The following is a 21358-nucleotide window of genomic DNA, read 5'->3' as shown; positions in this document are numbered from 1 at the left end:
GTGGAGACGGGGCCGGACCGGGGGTTCGGGGGAGGGGCGCGGGGTGGGTGTGGGTATGGCGAAGCCGCCGTCACCCGGGGGTGACGGCGGCTTCGCCGGGGGTCAGGCCTTGCGGAGTTGGAAGGCGAGGCCGAGCGAGTCGTCGGTGAAGGTCTCGGAGTCCCAGTCGGCTGCGCCGGCGGCGAAGTCGGTGGCGAGGACCTCCTCGGCGACGAGGGGGCCGTGTTCGGCGATGGCCTCGGCGGTCTCCTCGGTGGCGGCGCGCCAGCGCAGGACGATGCGGTCGGCGACGTCCAGGCCGGAGTTCTTGCGGGCCTCCTGGATCTGGCGGATGGCGTCGCGGGCGACGCCGAGGCGCTTGAGCTCCGGGGTGATGGCCAGGTCGAGGGCGACGGTGGCGCCGGACTCGTTGGCGACGGCCCAGCCCTCGCGCGGGGTCTCGGTGATGATCACCTCGTCCGGCGAAAGGGTGATCGTCTCGCCGTCGAGCTCGACGCGGGTCTCGCCGTCGGCGCGCAGCTCGGCGGCCAGGCGGGCGGCGTCGGTGGCGGCGACCGCCTTGGCGACGTCCTGCACGCCCTTGCCGAAACGCTTGCCCAGCGCGCGGAAGTTGGCCTTGGCGCTCGTGTCGACGAGTGAGCCCCCGACCTCCGCGAGCGACTCCAGGGTGGAGACGTTGAGCTCCTCGGCGATCTGCGCGCGCAGGTCGGCGGGCAGCTCCTCCCAGCCCTGGGCGGCGACCAGCGCGCGGGAGAGCGGCTGACGGGTCTTCACGCCGGACTCGGCGCGGGTGGCCCGGCCCAGCTCGACCAGGCGGCGGACCAGCGCCATGTGCCGGGAGAGGTCCGCGTCGATCAGCGACTCGTCGGCCTGTGGCCAGGTGGCCAGGTGGACCGAGGCCGGGGCGTCCGGGACGACCGGGACGACCAGGTCCTGCCAGACCTGCTCGGTGATGAACGGGGTGAGCGGGGCCATCAGGCGGGTGACCGTCTCCAGCGCCTCGTGCAGGGTGGCCAGCGCGGCGGCGTCGCCCTGCCAGAAGCGGCGGCGGCCGCGGCGGACGTACCAGTTGGACAGGTCGTCGACGAAGCCGGAGAGCAGCTTGCCGGCGCGCTGGGTGTCGTACGCCTCGAAGGCCGCGTCGACCTCGCGGACCAGGGTGTTCAGCTCGGAGAGCACCCAGCGGTCCAGCTGCGGGCGGTCGGCCGGGGCCGGGTCGCTCGCGGAGGGCGCCCAGTTCGAGGTGCGGGCGTACAGGGCCTGGAAGGCGACGGTGTTCCAGTAGGTGAGGAGGGTCTTGCGGACCACCTCCTGGATGGTGCCGTGGCCGACCCGGCGGGCCGACCAGGGCGAGCCGCCGGCCGCCATGAACCAGCGGACGGCGTCGGCGCCGTGCTGGTCCATCAGCGGGATGGGCTGCAGGATGTTGCCCAGGTGCTTGGACATCTTGCGGCCGTCCTCGGCCAGGATGTGGCCCAGGCAGACGACGTTCTCGTAGCTGTTCTTGTCGAACACCAGGGTGCCGACCGCCATCAGCGTGTAGAACCAGCCGCGGGTCTGGTCGATCGCCTCGGAGATGAACTGCGCCGGGTAGCGCTTCTCGAACAGCTCCTTGTTCTGGTACGGGTAGCCGTACTGGGCGAAGGGCATCGAGCCCGAGTCGTACCAGGCGTCGATGACCTCGGGCACGCGGGTGGCGGTGCCGCCGCAGTCGCGGCAGGCGAAGGTCACCGCGTCGATGTACGGGCGGTGCGGGTCGAGGCCGCTCTGGTCGGTGCCGGTGAGCTCGGTCAGCTCGGCCAGCGAGCCGACGCAGGTGAGGTGGCCCTCCTCGCAGCGCCAGATCGGCAGCGGGGTGCCCCAGTAGCGGTTGCGGCTGAGCGCCCAGTCGATGTTGTTGTTCAGCCAGTCGCCGAAACGGCCGTGCTTGACCGTCTCAGGGAACCAGTTGGTGGCCTCGTTCTCGCGGATCAGCGCGTCCTTGACGGCGGTGGTCCGGATGTACCAGGACGGCTGCGCGTAGTAGAGCAGAGCGGTGTGGCAGCGCCAGCAGTGCGGGTAGCTGTGCTCGTACGGCAGGTGGCGGAAGAGCAGGCCGCGCTCCTTGAGGTCCGCGACCAGGGCCTCGTCGGCCTTCTTGAAGAACTGGCCGCCGACCAGCGGGACCTCGGGGGCGAAGGTGCCGTCGGCGAGCACCGGGTTGACCACCGGCAGGCCGTACTTGCGGCAGGTCGCGAGGTCGTCCGCGCCGAAGGCGGGGGACTGGTGGACGATGCCGGTGCCGTCCTCGGTGGTGACGTAGTCGGCGTTGAGGACGTAGTGCGCGTTCTCGATCTCGACCAGGTCGAAGGGGCGGCGGTAGGCCCAGCGCTCCATCTCGGCGCCGGTGAAGGACTCGCCGGTGGTCTCCCAGCCCTCGCCGAGGGCCTTGGCGACCAGCGGCTCGGCGACGACCAGCTTCTCGTTGCCGTCGGTGGCCACCACGTAGGTGACCTCGGGGTGGACGGCGGCGGCGGTGTTGGAGACCAGGGTCCACGGGGTGGTGGTCCACACCAGCAGGGCGGCCTGGCCGGCCAGCGGGCCGCTGGTCAGCGGGAAGCGGACGAAGACCGAGGGGTCGACCACGGTCTCGTAGCCCTGGGCCAGCTCGTGGTCGGACAGGCCGGTGCCGCAGCGCGGACACCAGGGGGCGACCCGGTGGTCCTGGACCAGCAGGCCCTTGTCGAAGATCTGCCGGAGCGACCACCAGACGGACTGGACGTACGACGGGTCCATCGTCCGGTAGGCCGAGTCCAGGTCGACCCAGTACCCCATGCGGGTGGTCAGCTCGGCGAAGGCGTCGGTGTGGCGGGTCACCGAGTCGCGGCACTTGGCGTTGAACTCGGCGATGCCGTACGCCTCGATGTCCTGCTTGCCGGAGAAGCCGAGCTCCTTCTCGACGGCGAGCTCGACCGGGAGGCCGTGGCAGTCCCAGCCGGCCTTGCGGGCGACGTGGTAGCCCTTCATGGTCCGGTAGCGCGGGAAGACGTCCTTGAAGACGCGGGCCTCGATGTGGTGGGCGCCGGGCATGCCGTTGGCGGTCGGCGGGCCCTCGTAGAAGACCCACTCGGGGCGGCCCTCGGACTGTTCCAGACTGCGCTGGAAGATCTTGTTGTCCTGCCAGAACGACAGGATCTGGTGCTCCAGGGCAGGCAGGTCCACCTGCGCCGGGACGGGGTTGTAGGAGCTGCTCATCGCGGGCGTCTACCTCCGGCGGATGCTGGGACTGGATCCTCCGGAGGGACGAGACGGCCAGGCCGCCCCGCGGTACCACCCTCCTTGGCCGCGGTGCTGCGTTGCGGCCCTCTTGTTTGGGCTTGCTGCCGGGTCTAGTGGACCGCCGCGGGCTTCGCGGTGGCCGTTCTTCCGGCGGCTCCGGGGTGATCTTCCCGTCGTGCACACCCCCGGGCTCGCACCATCCCCGGGTCGCTCGTGGCTGCGTACGTCGGTACTCGTCCCATCTGCGCCTTGCAGGGCCAGTGTATCGGCCGGGCGAGTCGGTTTGTCCAAACCGTTTCGGGCGGGCGGCCTCCGGGGCGGGCGGCCGGGTTGGTGGCCGGGCTGGTGGCGGGGCTGGTCAGGGCGGTGGTCGGGGCGGTGGTTAGGCGGGGGCGATGTGGGCACAACCCTGTCAGCGCGAGGGGCGTGGCGGCTGGGGCGGCTGCCTGGGTGGGATCGTTATGAGGCGTCGGTATGTCATGTTGTGACCGGTTTTGATCGGGATTATCGTTCCGGCACTGGAAGCCGCCGGGAACCGGCGGCTCGATTCGTTCGTAGATGGAGTCGAAGCCATGGCTGAGAAGGGAACCGGCGCGGGTACCGCCACCAAGCGGGCACGCAAGGCCGTGGCGGTCGATCCAGGGGAGGGGACCGTGACCACTACCGCACCGAAGTCCAGCACCGACACCGTCACCGTGCCGCGTGGGGCCGAGTCCGTGGACCCGGCAACGCTGCCGGTCCGGCCCGGCGAGGACCCGTGGACCACCGAGGAGGTCCACGAGCTCCACAACGAGCTGATCGGCGAGCTGGAGCGGCTGCAGAACGAGATCGACGCCGCCGAGGCGGCCATCTCCGGTCTGATGCGCGACTCCAACGACGGGGCCGGCGACGACCAGGTCGACGCCGGGACGAAGAACATCTCGCGGGAGAGCGAGCTGGCGCTGGCCAACAACGCGCGCGACAGCCTCGCCCAGACCGAGCGCGCCCTGGGCCGGCTGGAGGGCGTCGGGTTCGGCACCTGCGAGTCCTGCGGAAAGGCCATCGGCAAGGCCCGGATGCAGGCCTTCCCGCGGGCGACGCTCTGCGTGCAGTGCAAGGCCAAGCAGGAACGCCGCTGAACCGGCTGCCGAACCGGGCGACCGGAGCGACGCGGGGGGTCGGGCTTGCCGTACGCTCGACCCCGTAACGTCGCCTGACTCGTCTGTTCGTGGTTGCGGACGCGGTCGGGTCGGCACTGGCCCACCACCCTCCCCCTCCTACGCCGGGGGAGCTCCATCGGCAGCGGAGCGGATCATCAGTACGCAAGGTTCCCCCCAGACCCGGGACGACGCAGTCCCGTCCCCCGCCGATGGCGTGGAGGTGCCCGTGGCCGAGCCGTCCGAGGCGGCGTCCGTGGACGAACCGACGGTGGCGGAGAAGCCCAAGGGCCCGCGGCGGATCGGGGTACTGCTGGTCATCGCGGTCCTCGCCTTCCTGATCGACCTCGCCAGCAAGCTGCTGGTCGTCGCCAAGCTGGAGAACCACTCGGCGATCAAGGTGATCGGGGACGTCGTCACCTTCCAGGTGATCCGCAACTCGGGCGCGGCCTTCGGCATGGGCCAGGCCCTGACCGTCGTCTTCACGATGATCGCCTCCGCCGTCATCGTGGTGATCTGGCGGATCGCCCGCCGGCTGTACAGCCTGCCGTGGGCGATCGCGCTCGGATTGCTGCTCGGCGGGGCGCTGGGCAACCTCACCGACCGGCTGTTCCGCTGGCCCGGCGTCTTCCGCGGACACGTCGTGGACTTCATCTCCGTCCAGCACTTCGCGGTCTTCAACCTCGCCGACTCGGCGATCGTCTGCGGCGGGATCCTGGTCGTGCTGCTGTCCTTCCGGGGCAGCAACCCGGACGGGACCGTCCACCAGCAGGGTGGCAAGGAGGAGTAGCGCGGCGGCCGCCCGCCCGCCCCGGGAAGGGGCGGGCCGGGTTTCCGGCATACTCGTACGGGTGAGTACCGCAGCGCAGATCCGAAGCCTCCCCGTTCCCGACGGCCTGGAGGGCGAACGCCTCGACGCCGCCCTGGCCCGGATGTTCGGCTTCTCCCGGACCAAGGCCGCCGAGCTGGCCGCCGACGGCAAGGTGACGCTCGACGGCGCCGTGGCCGGAAAGTCGGACCGGGTGACCGGCGGTTCCTGGCTGGAGGTCGAGATCCCCGCCCCCGCCGCCCCGGTGCAGATCGTCGCCGAGCACGTCGAGGGCATGCGGATCGTCCACGACGACGAGGACATCGTGCTGGTCGACAAGCCGGTCGGCGTCGCCGCGCACCCCAGCCCGGGCTGGACCGGCCCCACCGTGATCGGCGGGCTCGCCGCGGCCGGGTACCGGATCTCCACCTCGGGCGCGGCCGAGCGGCAGGGCATCGTGCACCGGCTGGACGTCGGCACCTCGGGCCTGATGGTCGTCGCCAAGTCCGAGCGCGCGTACACCGACCTCAAGCGGCAGTTCCACGACCGGATCACCGACAAGCGGTACCACACGCTGGTCCAGGGGCACCCGGACCCGATGAGCGGCACCGTGGACGCGCCGATCGGGCGGCACCCCAGCTCGGACTGGAAGTGGGCGGTGACCCAGGACGGCAAGGCGTCCGTCACGCACTACGACCTGATCGAGGCGTACCGGGCCGCGTCGCTGCTGGCGATCAAGCTGGAGACCGGGCGCACCCACCAGATCCGCGTCCACATGTCCGCGCTGCGGCACCCGTGCGTGGGCGACCTGACGTACGGGGCCGACCCGACGCTGGCCAAGCGGCTCGGGCTGACCCGGCAGTGGCTGCACGCGGTGTCGCTCGGCTTCGAGCACCCGTCGGACGGGCAGTGGGTCGAGTTCTCCAGCGAGTACCCCGCCGACCTGCAGGGCGCGCTGGACGTCATCGCGGCGGAGAGCTGACATGAGCACTGGCGTGGGGATCGCCATCCGGGTCGCCGAGGGTGACGCCGACCTGGCGCTCGTGCGGGCGGTCCGGCGGGAGGTGTTCATCGTCGAGCAGAACGTGCCGGAGGAGCTGGAGTACGACCGGTACGACGGGACCTCGGTGCACCTGCTGGCGGTGGGCGCCGACGGGGCCGCGCTCGGCACCGGGCGGCTGATCTTCGGCGACCAGGCGCGGGAGCTGACCGGGGGCGTCGAGGGGCGGGTGCTGCTCGGGCGGCTCGCGGTGCTGCCGGCGGCCCGGGGGACCGGGCTGGGGGCGCAGCTCGTGCGGGCGATCGAGGCCGCGGGGGCGGAGCGCGGGGCCTCGGAGGTGGAGCTGCACGCGCAGGTCCACGCGCTCGGGTTCTACGAGCGGCTCGGGTACGTGGCGGAGGGACCGGTGTACGACGACGCCGGGATTCCGCACCGGACGATGACCCGGGTGCTGTAGGCGGCGCTGTAGGCCTTGCGTTTCGCGCGGTTCCCCGCGCCCCGTCGGGGCGCGGGGAATTCGTGTTCGGTGGTGGGCTTCGGTGGTGGGTTTCGGGGGTGGGTTTCGGGGGTGGGGGAGAGGCGAGGCGGAGCCGTACGCAACCCGGGCGTAGTGGGGTGAACCGGGCTCACGGCGGGCCGGCTTCAGGGGTGCTTATCAGGCGCCTACCCGGACGGCGGATACGATCAGCGGCCATGGAGTTCGGTGGGGCATGGCGTCGCTGGCGCGGCCGGGGTACGACGGTCAGGCGAAGGGTGCTGGCCGGTGCGGTCGCCCTGGTGGCGGTGGCCGGGGTGGGCACGGCGACAGTGGCGTCCGGCGGTGAGCAGACGGTCCGACAGGAGGACCGTTTCCTCAGCATGCCGGAGACGCCCGGCAGCACGCAGCAGGTCCAGCTGGACACCTCGTTCTTCACCGCCGGAAGCGGTCCGCGTCCGGCGGTGCTGCTGGCGCACGGCTTCGGCGGCTCCAAGGAGGGCGAGCGCGAACGCGCCCAGCAGCTCGCCCGGCAGGGGTACGCGGTGCTGACCTGGTCGGCGCGCGGGTTCGGCCGCTCGGGCGGCAAGATCGGCCTCAACGCGCCGGACCGCGAGGTCGAGGACGTCCGGCACCTGGTGGACTGGCTGGCCCAGCGGCCCGAAGTGCAGCTCGACGGGCCCGGCGACCCGAAGGTCGGCATCACCGGCGCCTCGTACGGCGGGGCGATCTCGCTGCTGGCCTCCGCGTACGACCACCGGATCGACGCGGTGGCGACCCAGATCACCTGGTGGAACCTGGCGGACGCGCTGTTCCCGCAGGGCGTGCAGGGCTCGGCCGCGGCGGACGGCGTGTTCAAGAAGCTGTGGGCCGGGATCTTCTTCACCACCGGCTCGGCCGGGGACCTCGGGCCGTCCGGCGGTGCACCGCGCGAGGGCGGCGAGGCGAAGCCGATGGCGGACGGGCAGGCCGGGTGCGGGCGGTTCCTGGAGTCGCTCTGCCAGATGTACGACCGGGTCGCCACCGCCGGGCACGCCGACCCGGAGGCCGTCGCGCTGCTGGACCGCTCCAGCCCGTCGTCGGTCGCCGCGCAGCTCAAGGCGCCCACGCTGGTGGTGCAGGGGCAGCAGGACTCGCTGTTCCCGCTCGACCAGGGCGACCGGATCGCGCAGGCGATCGCCGCGAACGGCGCGCCGGTGGCGGTGGACTGGTTCGCCGGCGGACACGACGGCGGGACGGACACCAGCGCGCGGGTCGACGACCGGGTGACGGCCTGGTTCGAGCACTACCTGCGAGGCCGCGGCAACGACACCGGGCCGGCGTTCCGGGTGACCCGGACCGGCGGGGTGGACTCCACCGGCTTCCAGGCCGTGCTGCGCGGGGCCACCGCCGACCGCTACCCCGGGCTCGGCGGGACGGGCTCGCGGGCCGTCGCGGTGACGGGCGGGGAGAAGACCATCGCCAACCCGCCCGGCGGGGCGCCGCCGGGGATCTCGACGCTGCCGGGCATCGGCGCCCTGAGCCAGGCCGCCTCGCTGGGCGCCGGGCTGTCGCTGGACTTCCCGGGGCAGAACGCCGCCTTCGACTCGCCGCCGCTGGACTCGCCGCTGCACCTGACCGGGCAGCCGACCGTGCCGGTGCGGGTGAAGGCGGACCGGCCGGACGCGGTGCTGTTCGCGAAGCTGTACGACGTCGGGCCGGACGGCAAGGCGGTGCTGCCGCAGCAGCTCGCCGCGCCGCTGCGGGTCACCGGCGCGGACGCCGGGCGGACGGTCACCGTGGCGCTGCCGACGGTGGACCACACCTTCCCGGCCGGGCACCGGGTGCGGCTGGTGCTGGCGAGCACCGACCTCGCGTACGCCTCGCCCGTCGAGTCGGCCACCTACCAGGTCGCGCCGGCCGGGGTGATCACCGCGCCGACCGTTCAGGAGCTGGTCACCGAGGCGGCGCCGCTGCCCGCGCGGACCTGGCTGCTGCCGCTGGCCGCCGTGGTGGTGGCCGCGGGCCTGGTGCTGACGCCGCGGCTGCGGCGTCGGCGGGCGGCCGGCGGCCCGGAGTTCGATCCGGAGCTGGCCGCGGTCCCGCTGCGGATCAGCGGGCTGAGCAAGCGCTACAAGGGCTCCCAGGACCGCTACGCCGTACGGGAGTTGGGCTTCCGGGTGGACCAGGGGCAGGTGCTCGGGCTGCTCGGGCCGAACGGCGCGGGCAAGACCACCACGCTGCGGATGCTGATGGGCCTGATCCGGCCGGACGCCGGGGAGATCCGGATCTTCGGGCACCTGGTGCGGCCCGGGGCGCCGGTGCTGTCGCGGGTCGGGGCGTTCGTGGAGGGAGCGGGCTTCCTGCCGCACCTCACCGGGCGGGCCAACCTGCGGCTGTACTGGCAGGCGACCGGGCGGCCGGAGGCCGACGCGTGCTTCGAGGAGGCGCTGGCCATCGCGGGGCTCGGGGAGGCGCTGGACCGCGCGGTGCGGACGTACTCGCAGGGCATGCGGCAGCGGCTGGCGATCGCGCAGGCCATGCTCGGGATGCCGGACCTGCTGATCCTGGACGAGCCGACCAACGGGCTGGACCCGCCGCAGATCCGCGAGATGCGCGAGGTGATGATCCGGTACGCAGCGGGCGGGCGGACGGTGATCGTTTCGAGTCACCTGCTGTCCGAGGTCGAGCAGAGCTGTACGGATCTGGTCGTGATGGACCGAGGGAAGCTGGTGACGGCCGGTGCCGTCAGTGAGATCGTCGGGTCGTCGGAGCTGCTAATGATCGGCGTCGCCGCTTCGTACGACCCGGAGTCGGCGGCCGAGAAGGTGGCCGCGCTGGCCGGGGTCGGCTCGGCGGAGGCCGTCGAGGACGGGCTGCTGGTACGGCTCGACGGCCTGGCCGCGAGCGAACTGCTCGCGGAGCTGGTGCGGCTGGGGGTGCCGGTGCAGAGCGCCGGGCCGCAGCGGCGGTTGGAGGACGCGTTCCTGTCGTTGATCGGAGGTGGCGAGCGATGAGCCAGGTCTCGGAGGTCTCCGCAGTCTCGGCTGACCACGCGGAGGGGTACCGGGCGAGCCGGACGCTGCCGCTGCGGGTGGAGGCGATGCGCCAGCTGCGCCGGCGCCGCACCCTGGTGATCGGCGCGGTGCTGGCCGCCATGCCGTTCGTCCTCCTGGCCGCGTTCCAGATCGGCGGCACCCCGGGCCGACCCGACCGGACCACCTTCATCGAGCTGGCCACCGCCTCGGGCGCCAACTTCGCGGTCACCATGCTCTTCGTGGGCACCGGCTTCATGCTGGTGATCCCGGTCGCGCTGTTCTGCGGGGACACCGTCGCCTCGGAGGCCAGCTGGTCCTCGCTGCGGTACCTGCTGGCCGCGCCCGTGCCCCGGGCCCGGCTGCTGGCCCGCAAGTTCACGGTCGGGCTGGTGTTCTCGGCGGTCGCCGTGGTCATGCTGCCCGCGATCGGACTGGTCGTCGGGACCGCCGCCTACGGGTGGGGCGACCTCAAGCTGCCCGCCGGGGCCAGCCTGCCGGCCGGCGAGGCGCTGCCCAGGATCGCCATCGCGGTGGCCTTCGTCTTCCTGAGCGAGATCGTGATCGCGGCCCTCGCGTTCTGGCTGTCCACGGCGACGGACGCGCCGTTGGGCGCGGTCGGCGGCGCGGTGTTCGCGTCGATCATCACCGGGGTGCTGGACGCCGTCACCGCGCTCGGCGACCTGCGGGAATGGCTGCCGGCGCACTGGCAGTACGCGTGGGCGGACGCGCTGCAGCCGCAACTGGAATGGGGCGGGATGGTGCAGGGCGTCTCGCTGTCGCTCTCGTACGCGGCGGTGCTGCTGGCGCTCGCGTTCCGGGGGTTCGCGCGCAAGGACGTGGTGTCGTAGGGCCCGGACGGTGTCATGGGGCCCGGTGGTGTCGTGGCGGCGGGTGGGACATGGGGGATCATGGGTGGGTAGCTGACCTCTGCAGGTGAAGGACCCCAACCGTGGCCCAGATCGTCCTCTTCCACTCCGCCTACGGGCTGCGCCCCGCCGTGCACGCCGCCGCCGACCGGCTGCGCGCCGCCGGACACACCGTGCACACGCCGGACCTGTTCGACGGGCGGACCTTCGACTCGGTCGAGGAGGCGCAGGAGTTCCAGGAGGAGATCGGCGGCCGCGACGAACTGCTGAAGCGAGCGGTGACGGCCGCCGCGCCGGTGTCCGAGGGCGGGCTGGTGTACGCGGGCTTCTCGCTCGGCGGTGCCGTCGCGCAGAACCTGGCGCTGGCCGACGAGAAGGCGCGCGGGCTGCTGCTCCTGCACGGCACCTCGGACCTGCGGGAGGACGCCGCCACGTCGATCCCCGTCCAGCTGCACATCGCGGAGCCGGACCCCTTCGAGCCGGAGGACTGGCTGAACGCCTGGTACCTGCGGATGCGGCGGGCCGGGGCGGAGGTCGAGGTGCACCGCTACCGGGGGGCCGGGCACCTGTTCACCGACCCGGAGCTGCCGGACTACGACGAGCAGGCGGCGGAGCGGGCCTGGGCGGCGTCGCTGGACTTCCTGGTGGAGGTGGACGGGCAGGAGGACTGACGGGCAGGAGGACTGGCGGGGACCGCAGGACTGACGGGCAGCAGGGCTGACGGGGGCCGTCAGTAGGTCGCGGGTCCGGGAAGGCCAGGTCGAAGCGAAGGCTTCGGTCTGGCCTTCGGCGTTTCCAGGGGTGGAGACCGCCGACGTCGCCGCCGACGTCGCGTGGGGCTGACGAGGCGTCATGTGACCGGTGGAGCGGGAGTGGTGAGGCGCCGGGGGGACGGTCGGGAAGTGGCGGAAGTGCCGGTCGCGCACCGGTTCGCGGGTCGGAAAGACTGTTTCCGGACAGCTACCCACAGTGATCAACAGGGTAGTGGTCCAGACCTCTTGTCGAGCATGTGTCACTCTGCCAGCACGGATGATCGAGCTACGAACTGTTGTTAACCAAACGGCCGCCCCGGCGTCACCGTCCGACGGGTGGTCAGGTTGACCGGATTTCCCACGGCGTCGTTGATCTCCCGGGAAACCACTCCATAGAGTCGCGGTGCACTCCACCTCACCAGTTCGCCGAATCCGCGGAAATGCCGGCGAGCCATTCCCGCGACTAATCATTGGGGCGGCACATGCTTGTTCTCGGAATCACCAACAACGACCTGGCCGGCGCCTGCCTGGTTCAGGACGGAACGGTCGTCGCGGCCGTCAGCGAGGAGCGCTTCTCCCGGATCAAGGACCACAAGGCCTGGCCGGAGCAGTCGATCGACTACGTCCTGAAGGAGGCCGGGGTCACCCTTTCCGATGTCGACCGGGTGGCCTACGGGTGGCAGGCGGGATTCAGCGCCGAAAAGCACCTGCTGCTCTATGTGGACCGCATTTCGGAGGAGGCCAGGCTGCGCCCCGAGGCGCTTCCGCACCTCCGCAAGCGGATATCCGACGAAATTCAGAACGACCGCGAGAAGCGCGGCGAGTTCGATGCCTTCATCGAAGCGAACGGGCTGCGCGGCAAGGTGGTTCACGTCGACCACCACGAGTCGCACGGGCTGGGCGCCTACCTCTGCTCCCCGTTCGACGACGCCCTCGTGGTCACCTGCGACGGCCGTGGGGACTTCCAGTCCCTGACCGTCACGCACTACTTCCCCGGCGGCGAGGAGGTGCTCCAGCGCGAGACCTCGATCGACAGCCTCGGCTACTTCTACGGTCGGATCACCAAGCTGCTCGGCTTCCGCCCCAACCGCCACGAGGGCAAGATCACCGGCCTGGCCGCCAACGGCGACCCGGAGAAGCTCCTCCCGCTGATGCGGCGGATGATCGACGTCGAGGAGAACGGCGCGATCCGCGCCCGCTGCGGCGACTGGTACCAGCCGTCCTACGAGGGCTACTCCGAGGCGCTGCTGGCCGAGATCGCCACCCACGAGCCGGCCGACGTCGCGGCCGCCGCCCAGCGGCACGTGGAGGACCTGCTGACCGCCGTGGTGGCGCGGCACATCGGCCGGGTGCCCAGCGGCAACGTCTGCCTGTCCGGCGGCGTGTTCGCCAACGTCAAGCTCAACCAGCGGATCTTCGAGACCGAGGGCGTGCGGAACATCTACGTGCTGCCGCCGATGGGCGACGGCGGGCTGCCGCTGCAGACCGCCGTGATCGTGGCCCACCGGGAGACCGGCGAGCGCCCGCGGGTGCCCTCGATGGCGCTCGGGCCGGACGCCGCGATCTCCGAGGGCCGGCTGGAGGAGCTCCTGCGGGACTACCCCGAGCTGCGCTACCGGCGGATCGGCGAGTCCATGCAGGAGGTGCTGCTGGGCGCACTGGAGGCGGACCAGGTCATCGGCACCTACCGCGGCCGGATGGAGTTCGGCCCGCGCGCCCTCGGCCGGCGCAGCGTCATCTACGGCACCGCCGACGTGACCATGAACGACTGGCTCAACAAGCGGCTGAACCGTACCGAGTTCATGCCCTTCGCGCCGATCACCGCCGAGGACCTGGCGGCGGACTGCTACGTGGGCTGGGAGCCCGAGCAGCCGTCGGCGCTGTTCATGACGATCACCTACGACTGCCACGAGACGTTCGCCAAGGCCTGCCCGGCGGTGGTGCACGTCGACAACACCGCCCGCCCGCAGATCGTCCGGGCCCAGGACGACCCGTTCCTGCACGAGCTGCTGATGGCCTGGTACGACCGCAGCGGCCAGGCGGCGCTGGTGAACACCTCGTTCAACAAGCACGAGGAGCCGATCGTCGGATCGCACCGCGACGCGCTGGACCCGCTGGCCGACGAGGTGATCGACCTGCTGCTCGTCGACGACGTGTACCTGGTCTGGAAGGACTCCGCCAACACCTTCATGGCGCGGCAGTCCGGCTAGGCCGGTGGCTCGATCGGCCGGGGGGTCAGTCGTGAGGTCAGCCGTGAGGTCTAGTCCAGTTGACCGCCTGGCCGACGAGCATTGAACTATCGTCAGACCGTATGGCATGAACGCCGAGTGAGGAGACCGATGCAGCCGCACGCCGGAACGCGGTACGAGGTCGAGGCCGTCGTCTTCGACATGGACGGGGTCCTGATCGACTCCAGGCCCGTGATCGAGGAGGCGTGGCGGTCGGTGGCTCGGCGCCACGGCCGGGTCCTGGCCGACCCGGAGATCGAGGAGTACGTCCACGGGCGGACCGGCGACCAGACGGTGCGGCTGATCTTCCCCGACCACTCGGACGCCGACCGGAATGCGATCTGGGCCGAGGTCGACACCGTCGAGGAAGAGGCCCCGTACCGGTCCGTCCCCGGCGCCGACGGGCTCGCCACCCGCCTCCGGGACGCCGGTGTGCCGATCGGCCTGGCCACCAGCAGCTGGACCCGGAAGATCGACAACGCGCTGGGCGGGCTCGACCTGCTCGACGTCTTCCGGGTGCGGGTCACCCGGGACGACGTCGAGCGGGGCAAGCCGCACCCGGACCCGTACCTGGCGGCCTGCCGGGGGCTCGGGATCCGGCCGCAGCGCGCGCTGGTCTTCGAGGACTCGGTCAGCGGGGTGCGCTCGGCGGTCGCGGCGGGGGCGGTGTGCGTCGGGATCGGCGGGCCGGCCCTCGTCGAGGCCGGCGCGGTGGTCGCCGTACCGGACTTCACCGCGTTGGTGGTGGCGGACGGCGACGGGGGCGGGGCGATCACGCTGACCGACCCGGACGGGCGGGTCACCGTGGTGCTCGCCGTCGGGCCCAACGGTGGCTGAGGCGCGCCGGGCCGCGTCGAACCCGGCGCTCGTGGACTCGATACCACGGGCGCCGGGGGCCTCGGCCGATCAGGCTGAGGATGTTGAGCACGTTGAGGTCGTTGAGCACGTCGAACGGGCTGAAGCGGCTGAAGCGGCTGACCGGGCTGAACCGGCGGCGCCGGTGATGGCCAGGTCGGCGGCGGTCTCGGCGTTCTGCGTCTTCCTCGTCCTGGGCGTGCTCACCGCCTCGCTCGGCGCTTCGCTCCCCTTCCTGCGGGAGCGCTTCGGCGCCGAGCACGAGGTCGGGCGGGTGGTCTCCGCGTACAACCTCGGCGCGCTCGCGGCGACCGTCTGCATCGGGCTGCTGGGTCGGCGGCTGAACGTCCGGGCGGCGCCGCCCGTCCTGCTCGCGGTCTTCGCGGCGGGCGCGGCCGGGATGGCGGCCAGCCCCGGCTGGACCGCCTACCTCGGCTGCGCGACCGTCACCGGCATCGGGTACGGCGGGCTGGCGCTCACTCTCAACACCGCGTTCGCGCGCGGGTTCGCCGGGAACAGCGTGGTGATGGTCAACCGGCTGAACGCGGTCTTCGGAATCGGCGCCATGCTGGGCCCGCTGGCCGCGGGGGCCGTCGGGCACACGGACATCCGGCTGCTCGCCCTGGCGGCGGCGGTGTGCGCGCTGCCGTGCTTCCTGGTCGGACGGGCGGGGGCGGTGCTCGCCACCCCCGAAGCCGCGTCGGGCGGGCAGCCGTCGCAGGGCGGGCAGGCGGCGCAGGGCGGGCAGGCGGCGCAGGGCGGACAACGCGCGCGGATCGGGCTGGAGTTGCTCCCGTTCCTGCTGGTGGGCCTGGTCTACGCGGGCATGGAGACCAGCATCGGCACCTGGCAGTCGACCCAGCTGGTGCGCGACGGCTGGAGCATGCAGGCCGCGACGACGGCGGCCTCGGGGTTCTGGGCCGGGATGGCCATCGGGCGCCTGGTCCTCCCGCAGCTGACCAGGCGGCTGTCGGGCCGCACCACCCTGCCCGGCTACCTGGCGGCCGGGGTCGGCGCGCTGGCGCTGGCAGCCGTGCCGCACCTCGCGGTGGTGGCCTACCCGCTGGCCGGCCTGGCGCTCGCGCCGGTGCTGCCGACCCTGATCGCCTGGGTCTCCGGCGTGGCGGAGGTGCCGCAGCAGGCGACCTCCGTGCTGACGCTCTGCTGCATGCTCGGCAACGCCGTCGTGCCGGCGGTGGTGGGGGCGCTCAGCGGGTCGGGCGGGGCGGCGGTGATTCCGCTGGTCCTGGCCGGGGCGTGCCTGCTCTGCCTCGGGCTCGCGGGGTGGCTGCGGTCTGCTCGGCAGTAGGCGGGAGTGCTGCGGTCGCGATTGGTGCGCAGGAAGTCGGATGGGCCGACTTCCTGCGCATAATCCGGGGCGGAGTCTGGCCCGGGATCAGCCGTAGTAGTTGTGGATGTTGTAGATGATGTTGGCCCGGAAGTAGTGGCCCTGGATGTCGTAGAAGTTGCCACCCCGGATGGTCATGCCGACACCGTCGGGCTCGGAGTCCACGCGCGGGGCCGACGGGCTGGCGACGTTGTTACCGCGCGGCACACCCTGGGGGGCCGTCGCCTCGGCGGCGTAGGTCAGGCTCTCGGAGGTCAGGATCTGGCCGGTGTTGGCGTCGCGCCAGGCCTCGACCATCAGACCGTCACGGCCGTTGTACGCGATCGACGGGGCGGCGTTGGTGTTGGTGTTCCTGATCTGCTGCCAGTTGTTGTCCCACTGCCAGTAGCGGACGTTCAGGCCCTGGCGGTGGATGCGGTTGTCGGTGCCGCGGTGGAGGACGGTCAGGCGGTTGTCGGGCGAGGTCGAGGCGGCGGCCGCGGACTCCGTCCGGGCGCCGCCCGGCAGTTCGGACCAGGGGCTGAAGTTCCTGTTGACGCCCATGGCGCCCTGGTAGATGCGCTCGTTGGCGCCGACGACGATGAAGTGCAGCAGGTCCGGGGAGGCCGCGATGGCCGGGCTCAGGTCGCGCGGACGGCCGAACCGGAGCCGCCGATGTTCTGCGTGCGGTACTGGATGGCCGAATTCCAGCGCCAGCGCCGGTGGTTGGAATCACCGGGGTGGCGAGGTTCTGGCCCCAGATGTCGCCGTTCTGCCCTTAGGTGTGAGTGAGTGTGAGTATATGTGTGTTGAGGTGTGAGCCGGGGTGGCCGGAGAACGAGAACCGCCCGACCGGACGGTTCCGGGCGGGCGGCGGTGGGCTCGGTGGGCTCGGTGGCGGCTCGAAGGGCTACATCGGGGTGGGCTTGATCATGGCGAAGGCCGCACCCTGGGGGTCGGTGGCGACGGTCATCCGGCCGGCCACCATGTCGAACGGCGGGGCGAGGACGGTACCTCCGCGCTTGACCAGGGCGTCCACGGTGGAATCGACGTCGTCGACCGCGAAGTAGGTCAGCCAGTGCGCCGGGGTGCCGGGCGGGTCGTTGGCGAGGAGGGTGGCGCCGCCGACCGCGCGGCCGCCGACCCGCAGTTCCCAGTACGAGTCCGCGCCGTCCAGCGGCTCGATCTCGATGCCGAACGCCTCGCCGTAGAAGGCTGTCGCGGCCTGGATGTCGCTGGTGTGCAGCTCGTTCCAGGTCAGCGCGCCGGCCTCGTTGACCACCCGGGCGCCGGAGAACTCGCCCGGCTGCCAGGCACCGAACACCGCGCCCTGCCGGTCGGCGGCGATCAGCATCCGGCCCAGGTTGCCGACGTCCACGACCGGGACGAGCAGGGTGCCGCCGGCGGCGACGATCGCGTCCTGGGTGGCCTGGGCGTCGGTGGTCGCCAGATAGCTGTTCCAGACGGTCGGCGGCTCCGGCATCCCCTCGGGGGTCATCGCCGGGCCGATGCCGGCCACGGCCTTGCCGTCGAGCTCGCAGACCGCGTAGCCGCCGAACTCGGCCGGGCCGGGCCGGCCCTGCCAGCCGAGGAGGTCCCGGTAGAAGTCCAGCGCGGCCTGCTGGTCCTTCGCCATCAGATCGACCCAGCACGGAGTGCCGGTCGGGTACGGGGTGGTGACTTCAGGCATTTTGACCCTTTCTGGTGGGTTTACTGCCGGTCACGATTTCGTCGCGGGAGGTGAATCGCCACTCGACACGCCGCCGTGGCCGTGGGGGCGGTGGACGGCCGGCACGCTGCGCAGGAAGTCGGACCGGCCGACTTCCTGCGCAGTCCGGAGGCCAACGGGCCCTCACAGGTTCTGGTGGCCGACGGTGCGGTGTTGGGTGTCGTACTCGTCGAGGGTGTTCATGTGGGAGGCGGCGGGGACGGGGATGGCGTAGGCGGTGAAGGTGGTGCCGGGGATGGTGGCGGTGGTGGCGGTCGTGGGTGCGGCGTTGCCGAAGGTCATGGTGGCGTCGGCGACGTTCGCGGCGGGCTGGGCGGTGAAGAGGCTCGCGCCGTTGGGCAGGTTCTGCTGGCCGTAGATGCCGCTGGGGCCGGTGTCGATGGGGCTCCTGACGCCGGCGCAGTCGCCGTACGGGCTGCTGACCAGGCCGTTGTAGGCGGTCCGGAGGCAGACCAGGCCACCGGTGCTCCTCCCACCGGGTGCGTAGCCGGCGGGGGCGGTGGGGTAGTAGGTCAGCGTCACCGACCAGGTGGCGCCGTCCAGCACACCGCTGCCCACGGTCGTCGACAGCTCGCCCGCGACCGGGGGCGGCGGCGCGGCGGCGAACTCGGACCGCGGTGGTCCCGCCGGGTCCCGCGGGTCCGAGGAGAGCGCGAGCACGCCGGCCACGGCGCAGGCCAGGGCGCCGGCCGCGACGCCGGCCAGCGCCCGGCGGCGACGGGTGCGCCGGGCCCGGCCCGACCGCAGGATCTCGGCGACCGGCGCGGGCGACGGGGTGACTCGCCCGGCCGAACGGGCGAGGGCGTCATGGAGTCGATCGGTCATGGGGTCGCTCCCAACAGGTCGGCGGCGTGGTCGAGCAGGGTGGGGTCGGCGCGCAGCCTGGTCAGCGCCCGGGACGCCTGGCTCTTCACCGTGCCGATGCTGCACCCGAGTTCGTCGGCGACCTGCTCCAGGCTCAGGTCCTCCCAGTAGCGCAGTACCACCACGGCCCGCTGGCGTTCGGGCAGCCCGGCGAGGGCCGCGACCAGCAGGTCTCGGTCCTCGCCGCCGTGGGCGGCCGCCGGCGCCGGGGTGTCCGGCAGGAAGGGCGTCAGCAGGTGGCTGACCCTTCGTCGCCGGTACCGGCTGCGGTTGTTGTTCACCAGCGCGCGCCGCAGGTAGCTCGCGGCGGTGTCCGGGTCGATCCGCCGCCAGTGCGGATACGCCTTCGCGAGGGTGGTCTGCACCAAGTCCTCGGCCTCGTGGAAGTCGCCGGTGAGCAGATAGGCGGTCTGCACCAGCGCCCCCCACCGGGCCACCACGAACTCGCTGAAGCCGGCGTCCTCGCCTGCACGCTGTGGGCCGCTGCGCACGGAAATGGGTGTCCTTCGGGTCGGTGAGGGGTCAGAAGTTCCGGTGGCCGACGGTGCGGTGTTGGGTGTCGTACTCGTCGAGGGCGCTCATGTGCGAGGCGGCGGGGACGGGGATGGCGTAGGCGGTGAAGGCGGTGCCGGGGACGGTGGCGGTGGCGACGGTGGTGGGTGCGGCGTTGCCGAAGGTCATGGTGGCGCCGGCGACGTTCGCGGCGGGCTGGGCGAGGAAGAGCCTGGCGCCGTTGGGCAGGTTGTGCTCGCCGTACATGCCGCTGGGGCTGGTGTCGGTGGGGCTCTTGACGCCGGCGCAGTCGCCGTACGGGCTGGTGACCCGGTCGTTGTAGGCGGTCCGCAGGCAGACCAGGCTGCCGGTGGTCTTCTCGCCGGGCGCGTAGTCGGCGGGGGCGGTGGGGTAGTAGGTCAGCGTCACCGACCAGGTGGCGCCGTCCAGCACACCGCTGCCCACGGTCGTCGACTGCGGCGCGGCGGCCGGCCCCGAGGCGACGGGTGCGGCGGTGGGGGAGCTCTTCGGCGTGGCGGGCGCGGCGGCGGCCGAGGCCTTCGCGGCGGCGATCGCCGAGGCGAGCGGATTGACGTCGGCCGGGGGGCTCGCGGGGGTGGAGTCGGCGTTGGCGGACGTGCTCAGGGCGAGGCCCGCCAGCGCGACGACGGTGGCGGCCGCGGCGGCTGCGGCGAGCTTCTTGGTCCGTGCCTGGGTCATGGTTCTCCTCGATCGCGCAGGGGATGAATGGCCGGAGCGGCGCCTCTCCATCCGTGAGTACTCCCGCTCTGCCGAACGGGTTGCACGCGTCGATCACCGGATCACCGGATCACCGGAGCGGTACGGTACAGCGCCTCCCGCTGGGGGCGCGTCTGCGGCGGGGTGTGCCGTCAGGAGGGCGGGCGCGAGTGGCGCCGCACGTGCGTGGCTCAGTGCGGGGCAAGCTGCTCGCGGTGCTGCGGGAAGTGCGCGATGAGGTGGACCAGTTGTGGACGGACTGGTCGTGGGCAGAAATGGCTGAGCCGGTCGCCCCGACTGTCCACGGAATTCCGGGATAGCGGGGCGACCGGCCGAGAAAAGACGATTACCGGATGACCGCGGCAAATTCCTCGAAGCTGATCTGCTCGTCGTCGTTCTCGTCGGCGATCTTGAAGAGCGCCTCGGCGTTGGCCTCGCTCACCTTGGGGTTCTTCTGGAGGTGGGTCTTGAGCTCCATGGCGCTGATGAAGCCGTCACCGTCGGTGTCGATCTCGTCGAACTGGGCCTTCTTGTGGGCGTCGCCGCTCATGGGATTCCTTTCGTAGGGGTGTTTTTCCGCCACATGGGAGCATAGAGGAGAAATGTGCAATTCGGCTGCGATCGATTTTCTGAGATTTAATGACTTTCGATTTCCAGGTTGCGTTATCGCCGGCGGCCGGTGCCGACGGGTTATCGGTGGAGCGGCGTGCGCCCAGGTCGGCACCCGGGGCGTGATCCGGTGGGCGTAAGCGCCCGCCTCAACTCGCTTTCACCCGCAGGAGTTGCGTGTCGGCGAGGTGGTTGACGAATGGCGGCGGCCGAGGTCGTCGGGGGCCTTCGACGGGCGTGACGGCCGCGTGCCCTGCGGCGGACACGTGACGAGGGTGGTTGGGGGCCGTACTCGGTGTAGAGCTGGATCGCCTGGGCGGTCACGTCGCCGGCGCGCAGGGCGGCGAGCCGGACGGCCATGCCGATGCCGGAGGAGACCCCGGCCGAGGTGATGATCCGGTCCTGCCCACGGACCCGGGCTGTTCGCCGTACGGTCGAAGCATGGACGCACGTGCGCGACTGCTCTCCGTCAACGTCGGCAGGCCCCGGCCGAACCCGTGGAAGAAGGGCATCGGGCTGACCGGCATCGACAAGCACCCGGTGGACGGCCCGGTCGCGGTTGCCGCGCCCGGGCCGAAGGGAACCGGCGCGGTCGGCCTGGCCGGAGACCGGGTGTACGACCTGCGGAACCACGGCGGCGACGACCAGGCGGTGTACGCCTACGCCCGAGAGGACCTCGACGGCTGGCAGGAGGAACTGGGCCGGGACCTGGGCAACGGCTCGTTCGGAGAGAACCTGACTACGGTCGGCCTGGACGTGAACGGCGCGCTGATCGGCGAGCGCTGGCGGATCGGCCCGGACGTCGTCCTGGAAGTGTCCTGCGCGCGCATCCCCTGCGGCACCTTCCAGGGCTGGCTGGCGCGCGAAGGCTGGATCCGGCGCTTCACCGAGGCGGCCCTGCCCGGCGCCTACCTGCGGGTGATCGCGCCGGGCGAACTGCGTACTGGGGATGCGGTGGAGGTGGTGCACCGCCCGGACCACGACGTCACGGTGGCCCGGTCGTTCCGCGCGGTGACAACCGAACCGCGGCTGCTGCCAGGCCTGTTGGCGGCGGAGGCGCTGCCGGAGGAGATCAAGGACCTGGTGCGCCGGCGGACCCGGGCCTAGGGCCAATGCCGGTGACTTTGTGGTCTGTGTGTCGTTGGTTGTGGTGTGGCGAGGGTGGGGCAGGTCAAGTCGTGTGCGGGTGAGCGGTTGTCGGATC

18 protein-coding genes are annotated in these 21358 nt (G+C 72.0%); 11 read left to right on the top strand and 7 right to left on the bottom strand.

Going from position 1 to position 21358, the window contains the following annotated elements:
* Window positions 1-102: 102 nt before the first annotated feature.
* Complete coding sequence (gene ileS, locus ACZ52J_RS23585; protein WP_465621448.1) at window positions 103-3234, bottom strand: isoleucine--tRNA ligase; 3132 nt, start codon at window positions 3232-3234, stop codon at window positions 103-105.
* 596 nt (window positions 3235-3830) lie between these two features.
* Here ileS and ACZ52J_RS23580 point away from each other — a divergent pair.
* The 10 genes from ACZ52J_RS23580 to ACZ52J_RS23535 all read left to right on the top strand — a co-directional run bounded on the left by ACZ52J_RS23580 (window position 3831) and on the right by ACZ52J_RS23535 (window position 15704).
* Window positions 3831-4376: a TraR/DksA family transcriptional regulator gene (locus ACZ52J_RS23580; protein WP_465621446.1), complete on the top strand. Its 546-nt coding sequence runs from the start codon at window positions 3831-3833 to the stop codon at window positions 4374-4376.
* A gap of 172 nt (window positions 4377-4548) precedes the next feature.
* Window positions 4549-5184 carry a signal peptidase II gene (gene lspA / locus ACZ52J_RS23575; RefSeq protein ID WP_465621654.1) on the top strand — a complete coding sequence of 212 codons (636 nt, stop codon included), beginning with the start codon at window positions 4549-4551 and terminating at the stop codon, window positions 5182-5184.
* Window positions 5185-5245: 61 nt separating this feature from the next.
* On the top strand, window positions 5246-6184 hold the full coding sequence (locus ACZ52J_RS23570) for an RluA family pseudouridine synthase (RefSeq protein WP_360505388.1): 939 nt from the start codon (window positions 5246-5248) through the stop codon (window positions 6182-6184).
* Between the two features lies 1 nt (window position 6185).
* Window positions 6186-6659, top strand: a complete 474-nt coding sequence (locus ACZ52J_RS23565) for a GNAT family N-acetyltransferase (RefSeq protein ID WP_465621444.1) — start codon at window positions 6186-6188, stop codon at window positions 6657-6659.
* A gap of 236 nt (window positions 6660-6895) precedes the next feature.
* Complete coding sequence (locus ACZ52J_RS23560) at window positions 6896-9673, top strand: alpha/beta fold hydrolase (protein ID WP_465621442.1); 2778 nt, start codon at window positions 6896-6898, stop codon at window positions 9671-9673.
* Complete coding sequence (locus tag ACZ52J_RS23555; protein WP_465621440.1) at window positions 9670-10542, top strand: ABC transporter permease; 873 nt, start codon at window positions 9670-9672, stop codon at window positions 10540-10542. Before ACZ52J_RS23560 ends, ACZ52J_RS23555 begins: the two co-directional genes overlap by 4 nt.
* 101 nt (window positions 10543-10643) lie before the next feature.
* The gene (locus tag ACZ52J_RS23550; protein WP_360505396.1) at window positions 10644-11231 is read left to right on the top strand and encodes a dienelactone hydrolase family protein; all 588 of its coding nucleotides are present in this window, start codon (window positions 10644-10646) and stop codon (window positions 11229-11231) included.
* A 563-nt stretch (window positions 11232-11794) separates the two neighbouring features.
* Window positions 11795-13522 carry a carbamoyltransferase family protein gene (locus tag ACZ52J_RS23545; protein WP_465621438.1) on the top strand — a complete coding sequence of 576 codons (1728 nt, stop codon included), beginning with the start codon at window positions 11795-11797 and terminating at the stop codon, window positions 13520-13522.
* 129 nt (window positions 13523-13651) lie between these two features.
* Complete coding sequence (locus ACZ52J_RS23540; RefSeq protein WP_465621436.1) at window positions 13652-14377, top strand: HAD family hydrolase; 726 nt, start codon at window positions 13652-13654, stop codon at window positions 14375-14377.
* Window positions 14378-14543: 166 nt separating this feature from the next.
* The gene (locus tag ACZ52J_RS23535; protein WP_465621435.1) at window positions 14544-15704 is read left to right on the top strand and encodes an MFS transporter; all 1161 of its coding nucleotides are present in this window, start codon (window positions 14544-14546) and stop codon (window positions 15702-15704) included.
* Window positions 15705-15791: 87 nt separating this feature from the next.
* Here ACZ52J_RS23535 and ACZ52J_RS23530 read toward each other — a convergent pair whose 3' ends face one another.
* The 6 genes from ACZ52J_RS23530 to ACZ52J_RS23505 form a co-directional block, all read right to left on the bottom strand.
* Entirely contained in the window at window positions 15792-16286 is a 495-nt protein-coding gene (locus ACZ52J_RS23530; protein WP_465621433.1) for a hypothetical protein, read from the bottom strand.
* 346 nt (window positions 16287-16632) lie between these two features.
* Window positions 16633-17412, bottom strand: a complete 780-nt coding sequence (locus ACZ52J_RS23525) for a VOC family protein (protein WP_465621431.1) — start codon at window positions 17410-17412, stop codon at window positions 16633-16635.
* Between the two features lie 162 nt (window positions 17413-17574).
* The gene (locus tag ACZ52J_RS23520) at window positions 17575-18276 is read right to left on the bottom strand and encodes a hypothetical protein (RefSeq protein ID WP_465621429.1); all 702 of its coding nucleotides are present in this window, start codon (window positions 18274-18276) and stop codon (window positions 17575-17577) included.
* Window positions 18273-18806 carry a SigE family RNA polymerase sigma factor gene (locus ACZ52J_RS23515; RefSeq protein ID WP_465621427.1) on the bottom strand — a complete coding sequence of 178 codons (534 nt, stop codon included), beginning with the start codon at window positions 18804-18806 and terminating at the stop codon, window positions 18273-18275. Before ACZ52J_RS23515 ends, ACZ52J_RS23520 begins: the two co-directional genes overlap by 4 nt.
* A 31-nt stretch (window positions 18807-18837) precedes the next feature.
* A complete protein-coding gene (locus ACZ52J_RS23510; protein WP_465621425.1) occupies window positions 18838-19527 on the bottom strand; it encodes a hypothetical protein in 690 nt (229 codons plus the stop codon).
* A gap of 364 nt (window positions 19528-19891) precedes the next feature.
* Window positions 19892-20095, bottom strand: coding sequence for an EF-hand domain-containing protein (locus ACZ52J_RS23505; RefSeq protein ID WP_360505410.1), 204 nt, complete (start codon window positions 20093-20095; stop codon window positions 19892-19894).
* 500 nt (window positions 20096-20595) lie between these two features.
* Here ACZ52J_RS23505 and ACZ52J_RS23500 point away from each other — a divergent pair, with 500 nt between their 5' ends.
* A complete protein-coding gene (locus ACZ52J_RS23500; protein WP_465621423.1) occupies window positions 20596-21261 on the top strand; it encodes an MOSC domain-containing protein in 666 nt (221 codons plus the stop codon).
* Window positions 21262-21358: the final 97 nt, after the last annotated feature.

The organism is Kitasatospora sp. NPDC034035 (assembly GCF_055575755.1).
Note: the sequence above shows the minus strand (reverse complement) of the source record. Positions and strands in the feature narration are given on the sequence as shown.

What these genes read in the sequence shown, in the direction of transcription:
- ileS (WP_465621448.1), bottom strand. Translation starts at nt 3,234, where the DNA reads ATGAGCAGCTCCTACAACCCCGTCCCGGCGCAGGTGGACCTGCCTGCC.
- ACZ52J_RS23580 (WP_465621446.1), top strand. Translation starts at nt 3,831, where the DNA reads ATGGCTGAGAAGGGAACCGGCGCGGGTACCGCCACCAAGCGGGCACGC.
- ACZ52J_RS23565 (WP_465621444.1), top strand. Translation starts at nt 6,186, where the DNA reads ATGAGCACTGGCGTGGGGATCGCCATCCGGGTCGCCGAGGGTGACGCC.
- ACZ52J_RS23560 (WP_465621442.1), top strand. Translation starts at nt 6,896, where the DNA reads ATGGAGTTCGGTGGGGCATGGCGTCGCTGGCGCGGCCGGGGTACGACG.
- ACZ52J_RS23555 (WP_465621440.1), top strand. Translation starts at nt 9,670, where the DNA reads ATGAGCCAGGTCTCGGAGGTCTCCGCAGTCTCGGCTGACCACGCGGAG.
- ACZ52J_RS23545 (WP_465621438.1), top strand. Translation starts at nt 11,795, where the DNA reads ATGCTTGTTCTCGGAATCACCAACAACGACCTGGCCGGCGCCTGCCTG.
- ACZ52J_RS23540 (WP_465621436.1), top strand. Translation starts at nt 13,652, where the DNA reads ATGCAGCCGCACGCCGGAACGCGGTACGAGGTCGAGGCCGTCGTCTTC.
- ACZ52J_RS23535 (WP_465621435.1), top strand. Translation starts at nt 14,544, where the DNA reads ATGGCCAGGTCGGCGGCGGTCTCGGCGTTCTGCGTCTTCCTCGTCCTG.
- ACZ52J_RS23530 (WP_465621433.1), bottom strand. Translation starts at nt 16,286, where the DNA reads ATGGGCGTCAACAGGAACTTCAGCCCCTGGTCCGAACTGCCGGGCGGC.
- ACZ52J_RS23525 (WP_465621431.1), bottom strand. Translation starts at nt 17,412, where the DNA reads ATGCCTGAAGTCACCACCCCGTACCCGACCGGCACTCCGTGCTGGGTC.
- ACZ52J_RS23520 (WP_465621429.1), bottom strand. Translation starts at nt 18,276, where the DNA reads ATGACCGATCGACTCCATGACGCCCTCGCCCGTTCGGCCGGGCGAGTC.
- ACZ52J_RS23510 (WP_465621425.1), bottom strand. Translation starts at nt 19,527, where the DNA reads ATGACCCAGGCACGGACCAAGAAGCTCGCCGCAGCCGCCGCGGCCGCC.
- ACZ52J_RS23505 (WP_360505410.1), bottom strand. Translation starts at nt 20,095, where the DNA reads ATGAGCGGCGACGCCCACAAGAAGGCCCAGTTCGACGAGATCGACACC.
- ACZ52J_RS23500 (WP_465621423.1), top strand. Translation starts at nt 20,596, where the DNA reads ATGGACGCACGTGCGCGACTGCTCTCCGTCAACGTCGGCAGGCCCCGG.